Source organism: Halovulum dunhuangense (assembly GCF_013093415.1).
GTDB classification, from domain to species: domain Bacteria; phylum Pseudomonadota; class Alphaproteobacteria; order Rhodobacterales; family Rhodobacteraceae; genus Halovulum; species Halovulum dunhuangense.
In genome coordinates this window covers 1,799,067-1,813,608 of sequence record NZ_JABFBC010000001.1, presented here as the reverse complement: position 1 = coordinate 1,813,608, position 14,542 = coordinate 1,799,067, and the positions used below count along the sequence as shown (strand labels likewise).

General features: G+C 68.4%; 17 protein-coding genes. 13 read left to right on the top strand and 4 right to left on the bottom strand.

Features of this window, described 5'->3' with window-relative positions; translation table 11 throughout:
- Positions 1–37: 37 nt before the first annotated feature.
- Entirely contained in the window at positions 38–1,168 is a 1,131-nt protein-coding gene (gene tgt / locus HMH01_RS08785) for a tRNA guanosine(34) transglycosylase Tgt (protein ID WP_171324378.1), read from the bottom strand.
- A 136-nt stretch (positions 1,169–1,304) separates the two neighbouring features.
- On the opposite strand from tgt, the gene HMH01_RS08780 reads away from it, so the two are divergent.
- The 4 genes from HMH01_RS08780 (at position 1,305) to tpiA (ending at position 3,437) form a co-directional block, all read left to right on the top strand.
- Positions 1,305–1,670, top strand: a complete 366-nt coding sequence (locus HMH01_RS08780; protein ID WP_171324376.1) for an SUF system Fe-S cluster assembly protein — start codon at positions 1,305–1,307, stop codon at positions 1,668–1,670.
- A gap of 26 nt (positions 1,671–1,696) precedes the next feature.
- On the top strand, positions 1,697–2,218 hold the full coding sequence (locus tag HMH01_RS08775; protein WP_171325321.1) for a sugar O-acetyltransferase: 522 nt from the start codon (positions 1,697–1,699) through the stop codon (positions 2,216–2,218).
- Between the two features lie 54 nt (positions 2,219–2,272).
- Positions 2,273–2,623, top strand: a complete 351-nt coding sequence (locus tag HMH01_RS08770; RefSeq protein ID WP_171324374.1) for a HesB/IscA family protein — start codon at positions 2,273–2,275, stop codon at positions 2,621–2,623.
- Between the two features lie 73 nt (positions 2,624–2,696).
- Positions 2,697–3,437, top strand: coding sequence for a triose-phosphate isomerase (gene tpiA / locus HMH01_RS08765; protein WP_171324372.1), 741 nt, complete (start codon positions 2,697–2,699; stop codon positions 3,435–3,437).
- A 97-nt stretch (positions 3,438–3,534) separates the two neighbouring features.
- On the opposite strand, the gene HMH01_RS08760 is transcribed toward tpiA, so the two are convergent.
- A complete protein-coding gene (locus HMH01_RS08760) occupies positions 3,535–4,050 on the bottom strand; it encodes a hypothetical protein (RefSeq protein ID WP_171324370.1) in 516 nt (171 codons plus the stop codon).
- Between the two features lie 194 nt (positions 4,051–4,244).
- Positions 4,245–5,393, bottom strand: coding sequence for a DUF6456 domain-containing protein (locus HMH01_RS08755; RefSeq protein WP_246237299.1), 1,149 nt, complete (start codon positions 5,391–5,393; stop codon positions 4,245–4,247).
- Between the two features lie 193 nt (positions 5,394–5,586).
- Here HMH01_RS08755 and HMH01_RS08750 point away from each other — a divergent pair, with 193 nt between their 5' ends.
- The 4 genes from HMH01_RS08750 to HMH01_RS08735 all read left to right on the top strand — a co-directional run bounded on the left by HMH01_RS08750 (position 5,587) and on the right by HMH01_RS08735 (position 9,335).
- A complete protein-coding gene (locus HMH01_RS08750; RefSeq protein WP_171324368.1) occupies positions 5,587–5,865 on the top strand; it encodes a DUF6477 family protein in 279 nt (92 codons plus the stop codon).
- 51 nt (positions 5,866–5,916) lie between these two features.
- Entirely contained in the window at positions 5,917–7,482 is a 1,566-nt protein-coding gene (gene guaA / locus HMH01_RS08745; RefSeq protein WP_171324366.1) for a glutamine-hydrolyzing GMP synthase, read from the top strand.
- A 268-nt stretch (positions 7,483–7,750) separates the two neighbouring features.
- Positions 7,751–8,746 (top strand): alpha/beta hydrolase, encoded by a 996-nt coding sequence (locus HMH01_RS08740; protein ID WP_171324364.1) that lies wholly within the window; start codon positions 7,751–7,753, stop codon positions 8,744–8,746.
- A 70-nt stretch (positions 8,747–8,816) separates the two neighbouring features.
- Positions 8,817–9,335 carry an acyloxyacyl hydrolase gene (locus HMH01_RS08735; RefSeq protein ID WP_171324362.1) on the top strand — a complete coding sequence of 173 codons (519 nt, stop codon included), beginning with the start codon at positions 8,817–8,819 and terminating at the stop codon, positions 9,333–9,335.
- Here the strand turns inward: HMH01_RS08735 and HMH01_RS08730 are convergent.
- Entirely contained in the window at positions 9,332–10,000 is a 669-nt protein-coding gene (locus tag HMH01_RS08730) for a hypothetical protein (protein ID WP_171324360.1), read from the bottom strand. The two genes, HMH01_RS08735 and HMH01_RS08730, sit on opposite strands and share 4 nt — an antisense overlap.
- A 177-nt stretch (positions 10,001–10,177) precedes the next feature.
- On the opposite strand from HMH01_RS08730, the gene ppa reads away from it, so the two are divergent.
- From ppa to ppk2, 5 genes are all read left to right on the top strand, one after another.
- Positions 10,178–10,714 carry an inorganic diphosphatase gene (ppa, locus tag HMH01_RS08725; protein ID WP_171324358.1) on the top strand — a complete coding sequence of 179 codons (537 nt, stop codon included), beginning with the start codon at positions 10,178–10,180 and terminating at the stop codon, positions 10,712–10,714.
- 117 nt (positions 10,715–10,831) lie between these two features.
- A complete protein-coding gene (locus HMH01_RS08720) occupies positions 10,832–11,707 on the top strand; it encodes an ATPase (protein WP_171324356.1) in 876 nt (291 codons plus the stop codon).
- A gap of 34 nt (positions 11,708–11,741) precedes the next feature.
- Positions 11,742–12,662: a homoserine O-acetyltransferase MetA gene (metA, locus tag HMH01_RS08715; protein WP_171324354.1), complete on the top strand. Its 921-nt coding sequence runs from the start codon at positions 11,742–11,744 to the stop codon at positions 12,660–12,662.
- The gene (locus HMH01_RS08710) at positions 12,610–13,605 is read left to right on the top strand and encodes an alpha/beta fold hydrolase (RefSeq protein ID WP_171324351.1); all 996 of its coding nucleotides are present in this window, start codon (positions 12,610–12,612) and stop codon (positions 13,603–13,605) included. Before metA ends, HMH01_RS08710 begins: the two co-directional genes overlap by 53 nt.
- Before the next feature lie 54 nt (positions 13,606–13,659).
- Positions 13,660–14,538, top strand: coding sequence for a polyphosphate kinase 2 (gene ppk2, locus HMH01_RS08705; protein ID WP_171324349.1), 879 nt, complete (start codon positions 13,660–13,662; stop codon positions 14,536–14,538).
- Positions 14,539–14,542 lie beyond the last annotated feature (4 nt).

Sequence of the window (14,542 nt, the reverse complement as noted above, 5' to 3'; positions counted from 1 at the left end):
TAGACCTCGGACCGCCGGGCGCAAGCGGTCCCTCGCGTCAGACCGGCGGCAGATCGCCCTCGGCGCGGCGCGCGTGGAAGGATGCGGCGAAATCGGCCAACCTTCCGGCGGCGATGGCGTCGCGCAGGCCCTGCATCAGTTCCTGGTAGTAGTGCAGGTTGTGCCAGGTCAGCAGCATCGAGGAGATGATCTCTCCGGCCTTGAAGACATGATGCAGATAGGCGCGGGAATACCGCGTGCAGGCCGGGCAGGAACATTCCGGGTCCAGTGGCCGCGGATCGTCGGCATGGCGCGCGTTCTTGATGTTGACGGCCCCCATCCGGGTCAGTGCCTGCCCGGTCCGCCCCGAGCGCGAGGGCAGCACGCAGTCGAACATGTCGATGCCGCGCTGGACCGCGCCCACGATGTCGTCGGGCTTGCCCACCCCCATCAGGTAACGCGGCTTGTCCTGCGGCAGGAACCCCGGCGCATAGTCGAGCACGCCGAACATCGCCTCCTGCCCCTCGCCCACGGCAAGCCCGCCCACGGCATAGCCGTCGAAGCCGATGGCTTTCAGGCTTTCCGCCGACTCCTCGCGCAGGTCACGCTCAAGCCCGCCCTGCATGATGCCGAACAGCGCATGCCCCGGACGGTCGCCGAACGCCTCGCGCGAGCGGGCGGCCCAGCGCATCGAAAGCCGCATGCTCTGCTCGATCCGGGCGCGGTCGGCGGGCAGCGCGGGGCATTCGTCGAAGCACATCACGATGTCCGAGCCCAGAAGCCGCTGGATTTCCATGGACCGCTCAGGCGTCAGGCTGTGGCGCGCGCCATCCACATGGCTGCGGAAGGTCACCCCTTCCTCGGTCAGCTTGCGCAACTCGGCCAGGCTCATCACCTGGAAGCCGCCCGAGTCGGTCAGGATCGGCCGGTCCCAGTTCATGAAGCGGTGCAGCCCGCCCAGCCGCGCGATGCGCTCTGCCGTCGGGCGCAGCATCAGGTGATAGGTGTTGCCCAGAAGGATGTCGGCGCCGGTCGCGCGCACGCTTTCCGGCAGCATCGCCTTGACCGTCGCGGCGGTCCCCACGGGCATGAAGGCGGGGGTGCGGATCTCGCCTCGCGGCGTCTCGATCGCGCCGGTGCGCGCGCGCCCGTCGGTCGCGTGGATGGAAAAGCCGAAGCGTCGGGTCATGTCCTGCCCCCTTGTGATGGTCGCGCAGACATCCCCCAAAGCCCGCGGATTGGCAATGCCGGCAGGGCTCGCGCCCACTGGACCTTGCCGCTCGAATTTCCTATATGTTTGCTCGGGAATTGGAAGAGGATCCGACATGACCGCGATACCCGACGCGCCGATGGAAGGCACGCCGCTCATCAAGCCCTCGACCACGGATCACCCGCTTTACGACAGCGTGGTGGAGGCCTGCCGCACCGTCTTCGATCCCGAGATCCCGGTGAACATCTTCGATCTGGGCCTGATCTACACCATCGAGATCAGCGACGAGGGCGACGTTTCGATCGCCATGTCGCTGACCGCCCCCGGCTGCCCGGTCGCGGGCGAGATGCCGGGCTGGGTCGCGGAAGCCATCGAACCGCTTCCGGGCGTCAAGACGGTGAACGTCCAGCTGGTGTGGGAGCCGCAATGGGGCATGGACATGATGTCCGACGAGGCGCGGCTGGAACTGGGGTTCATGTGAGCCCCAGCCTGTCCGAGCGGCAGAAAATGCTTGCGGGCCTGCCCTATCGGCCCGGCGATGCGGAACTGGCCGGAATGCGCGCCCGCGCGCAGCGGCTGATGAAGCGATACAACCAGACCACGCTGGACGATGCCGACCTGCGGCGCGAGATCCTGGGCGAGCTGCTGGGCCATATCGGCGCGGGCAGCGTGATCCGCACGCCGTTCTTGGTCGATTACGGCACCCATATACGCATCGGCGACGGCGTGTTCCTGAACTATGGCTGCGTGCTGCTGGATGTCTGCGACATCACCATTGGCGACGGCACCCAGATCGGCCCCGCCGTCCAGATCTACGCCGCCGACCACCCGCGCAGCCCCGAGGAACGCGCCGCCGGGCTGGAACTTGGCCGCCCCGTCACCATCGGGCGCAACGTCTGGATCGGGGGCGGCGCGATCCTGCTGCCGGGTATCACGGTGGGCGACGACGCCATCATCGCCGCGGGCGCGGTCGTCACCCGCGACGTGGCCCCCGGCGTCACCGTCCGCGGCAACCCCGCCCGGCCTTGATGCGCCAGCCGCAAGGGCTTACCTTTCACAACGTGGCAAACGAAAGCGAAGGCAATGTTCTCCATCCCCGGAAAATCCCCCCTCACCATGACCCCGGCTGCCGCACGCCAGATCGCGAAGCTGATGGCACAGGGCGGCACCAAGGGGCTGCGCATCGGCGTCAAGAAAGGCGGCTGCGCGGGCATGGAATACACCATGGACTACGTTGACAGCGTCGATCCGCTTGACGAGGTGGTTGAACAGGACGGCGCGCGGGTGATGATCGCGCCGATGGCGCAGATGTTCCTGTTCGGAACCGAGATCGACTACCAGACCTCGCTGCTGGAATCCGGCTTCCGCTTCAACAATCCCAACGTGACCGAAGCCTGCGGCTGCGGCGAATCGATCAAGTTCGCCGACATGTGAGGGCCGCGCGCGCGTTGCGCCGCGCCCGGGCCTTTGCTAGTCCCTCCCCGACATCCATCAGCGGGAGAGAGTGATGCGCCGCAAGATCGCCGCCGGTAACTGGAAGATGAACGGAACCCGCGCCTCGCGCGCGGTTCTCGATGCGCTGAAGGCCGCGCACCCCGACCCCGGCTGCGAGGTGGTGATCTGCCCGCCCGCACCGCTGATCCCGCTTCTGGCCGACGGGGCCGCACCCTATGCCATCGGCGGGCAGGACTGCCACGCGCAGCCCTCGGGCGCGCATACCGGCGACGTTTCCGCCGAAACGCTGGCCGATTGCGGGGCAAGCCATGTCATCCTGGGCCATTCCGAACGCCGCGCCGATCATGGCGAGAGCGACGCCGTGGTCCGCGCCAAGACCGAAGCCGCCTGGCGTGCGGGCCTCGTGGCCATCGTCTGCGTGGGCGAGACAGAGTCCGAACGCGACGCGGGCCGCGCGCTGGACGTCATCCGCACCCAGCTCGACGGGTCGCTCCCCGACGGCATGACCGCCGCCAATACCGTGATCGCCTACGAGCCGGTCTGGGCCATCGGCACCGGGCGCACGCCCACCCTGCCCGAGATCGCCGAGGTGCATGCCGCGATCCGCGCGCATCTGACGGCACGCTTCGGCGATCCGGTCGCCAACGCGCTGCGCATCCTGTACGGCGGTTCGGTCAAGCCCGGCAACGCGGCCCAAATCTTTGCACTGGCGGATGTGGATGGCGGCCTGGTGGGCGGCGCCTCGCTCAAGGCCGAGGATTTCGGCCCGATCATCGCCGCCGCTTCCGCCTGAACCGGAAGAACGGGACAGCCCGACCGATCCCCACCGATACGGGCCAGTCGATTGCGCCGGATCGTCCGTCACGCGCCTGCGGGGTGTCCATCGAAGGTCACTCCGCAGGGGCCGCCTTCCATGTATCGTACAGCGCCTCGAACTGCCGGTGCAGGCGAATGGCCTGGTCGCTGCGCATCGCCGGTGTGATCGGAAGCTGGCGGCCGTCCGTCTCGACGAAAAGATGCGGGCCCGGGGTGAAATTCCGTGGCAGACCGTCGGCTGGAACGACGACATCCCCGCCCAGCCCCGACCGTCCGTGGCCCGTGATCTTCCGCTTGTCGATGGATCGGTCGCCCACCACCAGGACGGCCGGCTCGAACGTGATCGCGTGGACGTCCCGTCGCGCGTGAAACCGCTGGACGAGCCACAGGACCGCCAGCGCAAGCATGAGCACGGCCACCCCAGCGACCGCCCCGCTCGAGTGAATGGTCGCGGCGACCAGAGCCAGCAGCCCCAACGCCAGAAAAGGCGCGAGTACATAGACCATCAGGCGCGAGAACCGGCTTTCGCAGGTGTAGCACAGGCGGGTGGTGCGGCCTTGGGGCTCGATCCATATGTCGGTCGGGTCCATCCGGTCTCCTGCGCCCGAATGCCGGGCCGATCGTCTTCGCACCTGAGATCCCCGGCAATGGCGCCTTCGCCCCCCGACGGGACCTGCAAGCAGCATACCCGCCCGGACCACCTGCGCCAGCCCGGTCTTCCCCCTTCGAACGCATGGGGCCGGGGCAGTACACCGCGCCCCGGCCCCATGATTTCCGCCCGGCCTCAGGCCTGCCGCACCATCGGCGCCTGCGCGGGCCGCGCCATGCCGTAATGCATCGCCAGCCGCTCTAGCGCGATGCGCAGCACCACCTTGCCCGAGCGCGCCGACCAGCCCAGCCGCTTTTCCGCCGTCTCGAGCCCCTCCAGGAAGCAGCACACGCGAAAGGCCACGTCCGAAAGTCCCGGCCCAAGCGCCGCGAACGCGGCCTGGACCCGGGCGCGGGCCGCGGCCGGCCCCTCGGCCGGGCCGCGCGCGATGGGCGACGGGCCGTCGCAGGGGGTGAGGAAGCTGTTCCAGTTCTGCGTCACCCGCGGCCCCATCTGCGCCAGTTCGAAATCTTCGCGCAGCCGCTCGCCCGCATCCACGAGTTCCGGCGCAAGATAGGCCGTCCCGTCCCGGTCCCGCTTGCGCCCCAGCATGGTCAGCGGGCTTTCGGCCAGGTTGCAGCGCAGCTGCGTCTCGCCCCGGCCGTCATGGCGCATGACCCGCCGTTCGCCCCAGTCCTGGTGCTGGGCTCGGAAGGGCGTGACCACCGGATCCGCCTCGGAGCGCGCCTGCCGTTCCTCGGCCAGCAGCCGCTTCAGCGCGGCGCGCCCCGCCTCGGTCACGGTGTAGCGCGCGATCCTGCCGCTGCCCGCGCAGGCGATCCAGTCGCGCAGCGCGAACTGGTGCGCCACCTCGCGGTCCACCACCGCCGTCCGCGTGTGCCGGCCCGGCACCGACTCGCGCAGCACCGCCGCCTTTTCCATGCCGTCTGCCACGGCCAGGAAGGCATCCTTCTCGCACAGGCGGCGCAGGATGCGGCGGGCCTCTCGCTCGATTTCACGGGTTTGCGGCTTGTCGTTCTCGATCATCTTTGCCCAGTCCTCCGAAAGGGTGTGTGTTTCGGTATCGGACGGAAGGATCTCTGCGAGCAGGTCGAGCGCCGCATCGAGGAGCGGATCCTCGCGGCGGGACTCGATCCGGCGGATCTGGCGAAGGATGGTCGAGGGCTGGACCTGCCGGATTCGTGCTATGGCACGGATCGGCAGGCCGCCCTCGGTATGGGCCAGATAAGCGCTTACAGCGGGGGGCAGGCCGGGAAGTCCCCGGCCGCCACTCCTTCCGGGACCATTTACGAACTCGCGATCAGGTGGGGCGCATGGCGTCATATGAGATCGCTCTACTCTGCAAAATCCAGAGCATCACCACCTATGGTTGTTTGGTAAATGCGCAGTTAAATTGCGTAAATTTGCGTTATTTTCACCTTTTTCAAAAACGTGCGTTCGCTGCTTCGCCTAAAAATGCAACGCTCGGTTGTGTCGTGGATACTGGGGCCCTTCTTCCAACCGCAGGATCACGACCATGCCCAGCCTTTCCGACACGCTCGCCACCCTGAACCGCCCCCGCATGCTGGTGGGCGCCGCCCGCAAGGGGCTGGCCTTCTATCACCGCGACCGCGACCTGCCGCGCATCGTCCGCGACGCCGCCATCGGACGCGACGCCGCCTCGCGCCTGATCGAACGGGAGGCCCGTCTCGAAACGACACGCCGCACGAATGACGCGACCTACTCGGTCGCCGATCACGTCGCGGTCCTGACCGCGCTGATCGCCGAAGCCGGCCTTGCCCCCGCACGGGGCTGAGGCCGCGCCGCCCCACTTGCGCGAATCCGGCGCGCGCCCTAAAGCCGCGCCATGACAGACAAAGCCCATGACCGCCTGCTGATCGTCGATTTCGGCAGCCAGGTGACCCAGCTGATCGCCCGCCGCCTGCGCGAGGCGAACATCTATTGCGAGATCCACCCCTTTCAGGCGGTGACCGAACAGCTGCTGCGCGAGATGGCGCCAAAGGCGGTCATCCTGTCCGGCGGACCTGCCAGCGTGCTCGACGACAACGCGCCGCGGCCGCCGCGCGCGCTGTTCGACATGGGGTTGCCGATCCTCGGCATCTGCTACGGCCAGCAGGTGATGATGGACATGCTGGGCGGCCGGGTGGAAAGCGGGCACGAGCGCGAGTTCGGCCGCGCCTATGTCGCCCCCGCCGGCCGCCACGGCGACGACTCGATCTTTTCCGGCTGGTTCGAGAGCGGGCGCGAACAGGTCTGGATGTCCCATGGCGACCGCGTCACGCAGCTTGCGCCCGGCTTCGAGGTCATCGGCACCTCGCCCAACGCGCCCTTCGCCATGATCGCCGACCCCGCGCGGCGCTTCTTCGCGGTGCAGTTCCACCCCGAGGTGCACCACACGCCCAACGGTGCGCGGCTCCTGCGGAACTTCACAAGGCTCGCGGGCTTCACCGGCGACTGGACGATGGGCGCCTACCGCGAGGAGGCGATCGCGAAGATCCGCGCGCAGGTCGGCGACAAGAAGGTGATCTGCGGGCTTTCGGGCGGCGTGGACAGTTCCGTTGCCGCCGTCCTCATCCACGAGGCGATCGGCGAGCAGCTCACCTGCGTCTTCGTCGATCACGGCCTGCTGCGCGAGGGTGAGGCCGACGAGGTCGTGGGCATGTTCCAGGGCCACTACAACATCCCCCTCATCCATGCCGACGAGAGCGAGCTGTTCCTTGGCGCGCTCGAGGGCGTCAGCGACCCCGAGACGAAGCGCAAGACCATCGGCCGACTGTTCATCGAAGTGTTCGAGAAGCACGCGAAATCCGTGGGCGGGGCAGAGTTCCTGGCCCAGGGCACGCTTTACCCGGACGTGATCGAAAGCGTCAGCTTCTCGGGTGGCCCCTCTGTCACCATCAAGTCCCACCACAATGTCGGCGGCCTGCCCGAGAAGATGGGGCTGAAACTGGTCGAGCCGCTGCGCGAACTCTTCAAGGACGAGGTCCGCGCCCTGGGCCGCGAGCTGGGCCTGCCCGCGCATTTCGTGGGCCGCCACCCCTTCCCCGGCCCCGGCCTCGCCATCCGCTGCCCCGGAGAGATTACCCGCGAGAAGCTTGCGATCCTGCGCCGGGCGGATGCGGTCTATATCGACCAGATCCGCAAGCACGGGCTTTACGACGATATCTGGCAAGCCTTCGCCGCGATCCTGCCGATGCGCACCGTGGGCGTGATGGGCGACGGGCGCACCTATGACTACGCGCTGGCGCTGCGCGCCGTCACCAGCGTGGACGGCATGACCGCCGACTACTACCCCTTCAGCCACGACTTCCTGGGCGAGACCGCGACCCGTATCATCAACGAGGTGCCGGGCGTGAACCGGGTGTTCTACGACTGCACCTCGAAGCCGCCGGGCACGATCGAACTGGAATGATCCGGCCGGGCGGCGCCCTGACCTGCGCCGTACCCGCCTGCCTGTCCTTTCGCGTCGAGCCCACCGTTGGTCCGGACGGTCGAGGAAGCTTTCACCGACGAAGCCGCCTTCCGCGCCCACCAGACGCGAACAAAGCCCAGCCGCCGGGGCCGGGAGACGACCGCGATCCGGCGGGACCAACGCGACGACGCCACGGCCCACCCACCCGATAGCGGGCGACGTGACCGCGACGCTGCGCTACGCTGACCCCGATCAGCGGAGTGGGCACATGCGGCGAAGCATTCGCATCCTTGTCGGTCTTGTCCTGGTCGCGGGCCTGCTCGGTTCTGCGGCCTGGGTCTTCACGCCCTGGCCCAGGGTGCTCCTGATCCGCTACGCGTTTGGCCAAGATGCAGAGCGGCGCAATGCGGCGCTCGCGGAATACTCCACCGGCGCGGTGGAGGTTCGCGTCGGCATCCCCTACGGCGATGCGCCACGCGAGAGGTTCGACCTTTACCTGCCGGCAGGCGAGGGCCCGCACCCGGTCGTCATCTGGATCCATGGCGGCGGTTTCGTGGCCGGCGACCGCTCGGACCTGTCGGGCTACCTGCGCCTTCTCGCGGATCGCGGCGTGGCCGCGATCGCGCTTGGCTACACGCGCGCGCCCGAAGCGCGTTACCCCGTGCCGGTGCAGCAGGCCGCCCGCGCGCTGCAGCATCTGAACCGCGCGGCCGACATCCTTAACATCGACATGCAACGCCATGTGATCGCAGGCGATTCTGCGGGCGCCCAGATCGCGGGCCAGCTTGCCGCCGCCCTCACCGATCCCGCCTACGGGGAGACGCTCGGCATCGCCCCGCCGCAGGTCGCGCCATCGGGCGTGGTGCTCTTCTGCGGCATCTACGACCCCACCCTGCTCACGGGCGGCGGCGCGTTCGCGGGCTTCGTCGAGACCGCCGTCTGGTCCTATTTCGGCCAGCGCGACATCGCGGGCGATCCGCGCCTTGCCCAGATGGCGGTGCAGCGCCACGTCACGCCCGCCTTCCCGCCCAGCTTCGTCTCGGTCGGCAATGGCGACCCGCTGGCGCCGCAATCCGCGATCCTGGCCGAGAGCATCGCCGCAAAGGGCGTCGAGGTGGACCGGCTGTTCTTCGAGCCCGACCGCCAGCCGCCGCTGGGGCACGAATACCAGTTCGACCTGAGCGACCCGGCCGGCCTCGAGGCGCTGGCGCGGCTGACGGGCTTTCTCGACCGCGTCCTCGGCGCATCAGCGCCCGGCGAATGACGCGCCCCCCTCTGGCGCAGGCCGCGCGATCCCGCTAGCAACGGTCGACGCAAGACGGGGAGTGAACGACATGCCGCTGGGCTTGAGCTATGCCGAACTGATCGGGGCGCTGGGTGCGACCATCCTGTTCGCGCCGGGCGATCTGCCGCCCCCCGATGGCGCGCGGATGGATGTGGCTGTGACCCTTGGCAGCGTCACCCAGTACGGCGGCACCGGCACCGAGCCCGACGCCTTCGTGATCCTGACCGCACGCCCCGACGACCTCGCATTCGAACGGTTCCGGATGGTCTATGGCTTCGGCGCCTCGGATCAGGGCGACCTGTTCCTGTCGGCGGGGCTTGGCAAGACGTTCACGCTGTCGGGCGCGACGGTCACGCCCTTTGTCGGTCCCGCGCTCTACCAGTCCGACATCGGCGGCGGGTTCGACGGGGGCGAGCTGGTCCAGTTCCGCAGCGGCGTCGACCTGACTCTGCCCCTGACCGAGGGCGCGGATCTGAGCCTTGGCTGGTTCCACCTGTCGAACATGCGCGACAATGCCGACAGCGCCGACACCGACGTGGCGCATCTGGGCCTGAACTTCCGCTTCTAGCGCGCGGCGCGCTCGATCCTCTCGGTCCCCAGCTCGTCCACCGCGCAGCCCGAAAGGGTTCCCGCCATGCGCCCGCGCCGGAACCATTCGTCGCGGGGGCCAAGCCCGATGGAAACGCGCGGCCCCCCGCCCACCGGCGCCCGGCCCCAATGGGCATCGGTGAAGGGCTCGGCCCCGAACCAGTCGGCGATCGACGGACCCTCGGCCCCGAAGGCACGGCCGTGCAGCACGCCCGCGATGCATTCCACCTGCCGCGTGACCATGCCGCGCAGCACCGCCTCGCGCGCGGGGGCGGCACGGATCGCGGCCAGCGCCAGATCGGCCTGTCCGTGGCGCACCTGCACCGCGTGGCCCAGCTGGTGCGCCAGCATGTAGGAGGCCGCGCGCGCATCCGGCACCGCCGTGCCAAGCTGGCTTGCCACGAAGATCACGTTCTCCGACGTGCAGTAGCGCATCAGCGGGTTGCCATCGCCCCCGCCGCAGACATCGGCCATCCGGGTGGTCAGGCGGATCGCGGGCATCGATTGCAGGTCACGCGCCGCCACCTCGGCCACCGGGCGGATCAGGCGGGCCGTTTCGGGCGACAGGGCCTCCATCTGCACGGGCTGGGCCTGCAGGGGGGCGGCAAGGGCCAGGAGAAGCGCGGGAACAAGCTGCCGGATCATGGCCCGACGCTAAGCCGGCGGCGGTCCCGCTGGCAATCGCGAAATCCGCCACGGCCCGGGCCGCGCGGGCGGCAAAACGCCCCTGCCCCGGACGGCCGCCGCACAAGGCGCTTTCGCGCTTGCAGCATCCATGCTACGGGCGGCGCCGATCCCGCATCACGAACGGAGAGCTGACACATGAACATCGACAAGATCCCCGCCGGCAAGAACCCGCCGCAGGACATCAACGTGGTCATCGAGATCACCGGCGGCGCCGCGGGCGGGGCGCCGGTCAAGTACGAGATCGACAAGGAGTCGGGCGCGGTGTTCGTCGACCGCGTGGTGAACACCCCGATGTTCTATCCCTGCAACTACGGCTTCGTGCCGAACACGCTGCACGCGGATGGCGACCCGACCGACGTGCTGGTGCTGTGCGACTTCCCGCTTCAGCCCGGCGTCGTGATCCGCTGCCGTCCCGTGGGCGTGCTGAAGATGGAAGACGATGGCGGCATGGACGACAAGCTGATCGCCGTGCCGGTGGCCAAGGTCGATCCGTTCCAGGCCCATATCAACGACCTGAACGACGTGCCGCAGAAGACCCGCGACCGCATCAAGCACTTCTTCGAGCACTACAAGGATCTGGAAGAGGGCAAGTGGGTCAAGGTCATCGGCTGGGGCGACCGCGCCGAGGCCGAGTCGATCCTGACCACCTCGCTGGCGGCCGTGGCAAAGTAACCCCGCCCGCGCCGGGATTGACGACGCCGCGCCTACGGGCGCGGCGTTTTTCGTTTGAAGGCCCGCGCCCCGTCGATTACCGATGGCGCCGACCGCGACCCCACCGGGAGGCCCGCCATGCTCTACCGCACCGCCAGCGACTGGCTTGCCGCGCCCAACAAGCGGGTGGCGCTGTTCGGCATGTCGGGGCTGGGCAAGACCCATGTCTCGAACATCCTGCGCGACAGCGGGCAGTGGTTCCACTACAGCGTCGATTTCCGCATCGGCACCCGCTACATGGGCGAGCACATCGTCGACAACTTCAAGCGCGAGGCGATGCGCAACCCGTTCCTGCGCGAGCTTCTGATGTCGGACTCGATCTACATCGCGTCGAACATCACCTTCCAGAATCTGGCCCCGCTGTCGACCTATCTGGGCAAGCCCGGCAACCCCGAAAAGGGCGGCATCCCCTTCGAGGAATATGTCCGCCGCCAGCGCCAGCACCACGAGGCCGAAGTGGCGGCAACGCTCGATGCGCTGCATTTCGCGGACAAGGCCGAGGCGATCTACGGCTATCCGCATTTCGTGGCCGACACCTCCGGTTCGCTCTGCGAAGTCGTGGACCCCGAAAACCCCGAGGATCCGGTGCTGAAGCCGCTGTCGTCGAACATCCTGCCGGTGTGGATCCGCGGCACGGACGCCCATGTCGAGGCGCTGGTCGCGCGCTTCTCGAAGGCGCCGAAGCCGATGTACTACACCGAAGGGTTCCTGCGCGGGATCTGGGACGACTACCGCGCCGCGCGCGGCGTGGCCGAGGCGGAAGTGGATCCCGACGACTTCATCCGCTGGGGCTTTCGCCGGCTGCTCGAACATCGCCTGCCGATCTATGCGGCCATCGCGCGGAACTGGGGCGTCACGATCGAGGCCGACGACGTGGCACGGGTCCGCGAGGCCCGCGATTTCGAGCACCTGATCGCACGGGCCTTGCCAGAAGCCGGGCGAGCGGCCATTTAAGCGCGCCTGAACACAGTTACGGAAACACAGCTCCATGCCCATCAAGCTGCCTGCCGACCTGCCCGCCTATGACGTCCTCTCGCGCGAGGGTGTCATGGTCATGGCCGAGGAGCGGGCGGCGCGGCAGGACATTCGTCCCTTGCAGATCGGGCTTCTGAACCTGATGCCGAAAAAGGCCGAGACCGAGACGCAGTTCGCCCGCGTGATCGGCGCGACGCCCCTTCAGATCGAGCTTACGCTGATCCGCATGTCCGAGCACGAGACGCGCAACACCTCGGCCGAGCACATGGAGGCGTTCTACCACCGCTTCCAGGACATCAAGGACCGCCGCTTCGACGGGCTGATCATCACCGGCGCGCCGATCGAGCATCTGGAGTTCGGCCAGGTCACCTATATCGACGAGCTGCACGAGATCTTCGACTGGACGCAGACCCATGTGCATCACACGATGGGGGTCTGCTGGGGTGGCATGGCGATGCTCAACCACTTCCACGGCATCCACAAGGACACCCTGCCGAAAAAGGCCTTCGGCTGCTTCCGGCACCGCAATCTCGCCCCCGCCTCGCCCTATCTGCGGGGCTTCTCGGACGATTTCGTGGTGCCCGTCAGCCGCTGGACCGAGATGCGCCTCTCGGACATCGAGGCAGAGCCCGAGTTGCAGATCCTCATGGCCTCGGACGAGGTGGGCGTCTGCCTGGTGGACGATCCCTGCCACCGGGCGCTCTACATGCTCAATCACCTCGAATACGACTCGACCACGCTCAAGGCCGAGTATGATCGCGATGTCGCGAGCGGGGATACCATCCAGTTGCCGGTGAACTACTTCCCCGGTGACGACCCGACGCGCAGGCCCGAGAACCGGTGGCGAAGCCATGCGCACCTGTTTTATGGCAACTGGATCAATGAGATATATCAGACCACGCCCTTCGACCTCGGAGAAATCGGACAGGCCTGATCCGCGCCGCCGCGCGCTTGTGCTGGGCGCATCCGCGGTCGGGCTGGCGGGCCTGGCCGGTTGCGCCGCATCCACGGAGAGTGACCTGACCCAGGCTGCCACCCGCCCCTCGGGCGATTTCATTACCGTCGAGGGCACCCGCCTGCACTACCAGATCGCCGGGCGCGGCCCGAAGGCCGTCGCCATCCATGGCGCCAGCGGCAACCTGCGCGACTGGACCATCGGCCCCGCGCAGGCGCTTGGCCGGCAGAACACGCTGCTGATGTTCGACCGCCCGGGCCTGGGCTTTTCCGAACGCCCCGCACGCGATGGCGACGATCCCTTCGTGCAGGCGCGGCTGATGCGGCAGGCGGCCGCGCAGCTGGGCTTCGGCGAGGCGATCGTGATGGGCCATTCCTATGGCGGCTCGGTAGCGCTGGCCTGGGCCATCGACGCCCCGGACCGGGTGCCGGGGCTTGTCCTGATCTCGGCCCCCAGCCAGGTCTGGCCGGGCGGCGTGGGGGTGATGTACGGGCTGGCCGGCAATCCCGTCACCGGGCCGCTGGTGTCGCGCATCCTGCCGGCGCTGGCTTCCGACAGCCTGGTGCGCGGCGCGCTCGACCGCATCTTCGCGCCCCAGCGCCCGCCCGAGGGCTATGCCGAGAATGTCGGCGCCGACCTTGCCCTGCGCCCCGCCACGGTGCGCGCGAACGCAGCCGACGTGGGCAATCTCAAGGGCCATCTGCGGCGGATGGTTCCCCGCTACGACCGGCTGAGCATGCCGATCGAGGTGATCCACGGCGATACCGACGGCATCGTGCCCGCCGACATCCACGCGATCCCCTTCGCCCGGGCGATCCCCCAGGCGCGGCTGACCCTGCTCGAAGGCGTGGGCCACATGCCCCACCATGTCGCAACCCCGGTCGTGGCGCAGGCGCTTTCCCGGCTCAACGCCGCGATCTAGTTGCCCTTTCCCCACCCGCGGCCCATAGTCCCCCAACCACCCAGGGGGGGCCTCATGGACAGCCAGCTATTCGCGAAACCCTTTGACGGCGCGATCAGCGCCTTTGCCCGGAGCGGCGCACCCGAAGACGTGCGCACGGCCCTGCGGGGCGCGGACAAGGACGACATCCTCGAACCGACCTATCCCTACCGGCGGGAAATGGATGGCAAGGTCTATGACGCCGAGATGGACGCGCTCCAGGTCGGGCTGGCCCGCGCGCAGCGCTGGATCAACGACACCGGCGCCCGCATCGCCATCGTCTTCGAGGGGCGCGACGCCGCCGGCAAGGGCGGCGTCATCAAGCGCTTCCGCGAGAACCTGAACCCCCGCTCGGCCCATGTGGTCGCCCTGTCCAAACCCTCGGATGTCGAGGCGACGCAATGGTATTTCCAGCGCTACGTCGCCCACATGCCCGCCGCCGGCCAGATGGTGTTCTTCGACCGCTCCTGGTACAACCGCGGCGTCGTCGAGCATGTGTTCGGCTTCTGCACCGACGAAGAGCGCGAACGCTTCTTCGGGCAGGTCAACGGTTTCGAGCAGATGCTGGTCGACGACGGCGTGACCCTCATCAAGATCTGGCTCAACGTGGGCCGCGCCGAACAGCTTCGCCGGTTCCTTGCGCGCGAGAGCGACCCGGTGAAGCAGTGGAAGCTCAGCCGCATCGACATCGACGGGCTGTCGCGCTGGGACGCCTATACCGCCGCCATCCGCGAGACTTACGAGCGCAGCCATTCCGACCACGCGCCCTGGACGGTGATCCGCTCGGACGACAAGAAACGCGCACGGCTGGCCGCGATCCGGCTGGTGCTGCGCCAACTTGCGATCCCCGGCCTCGAGGTCGAGGCGCCCGACAGCGCCATCTGCGGCAGCCCCCGCGCCATGGGGCTTGCCTGAGGCC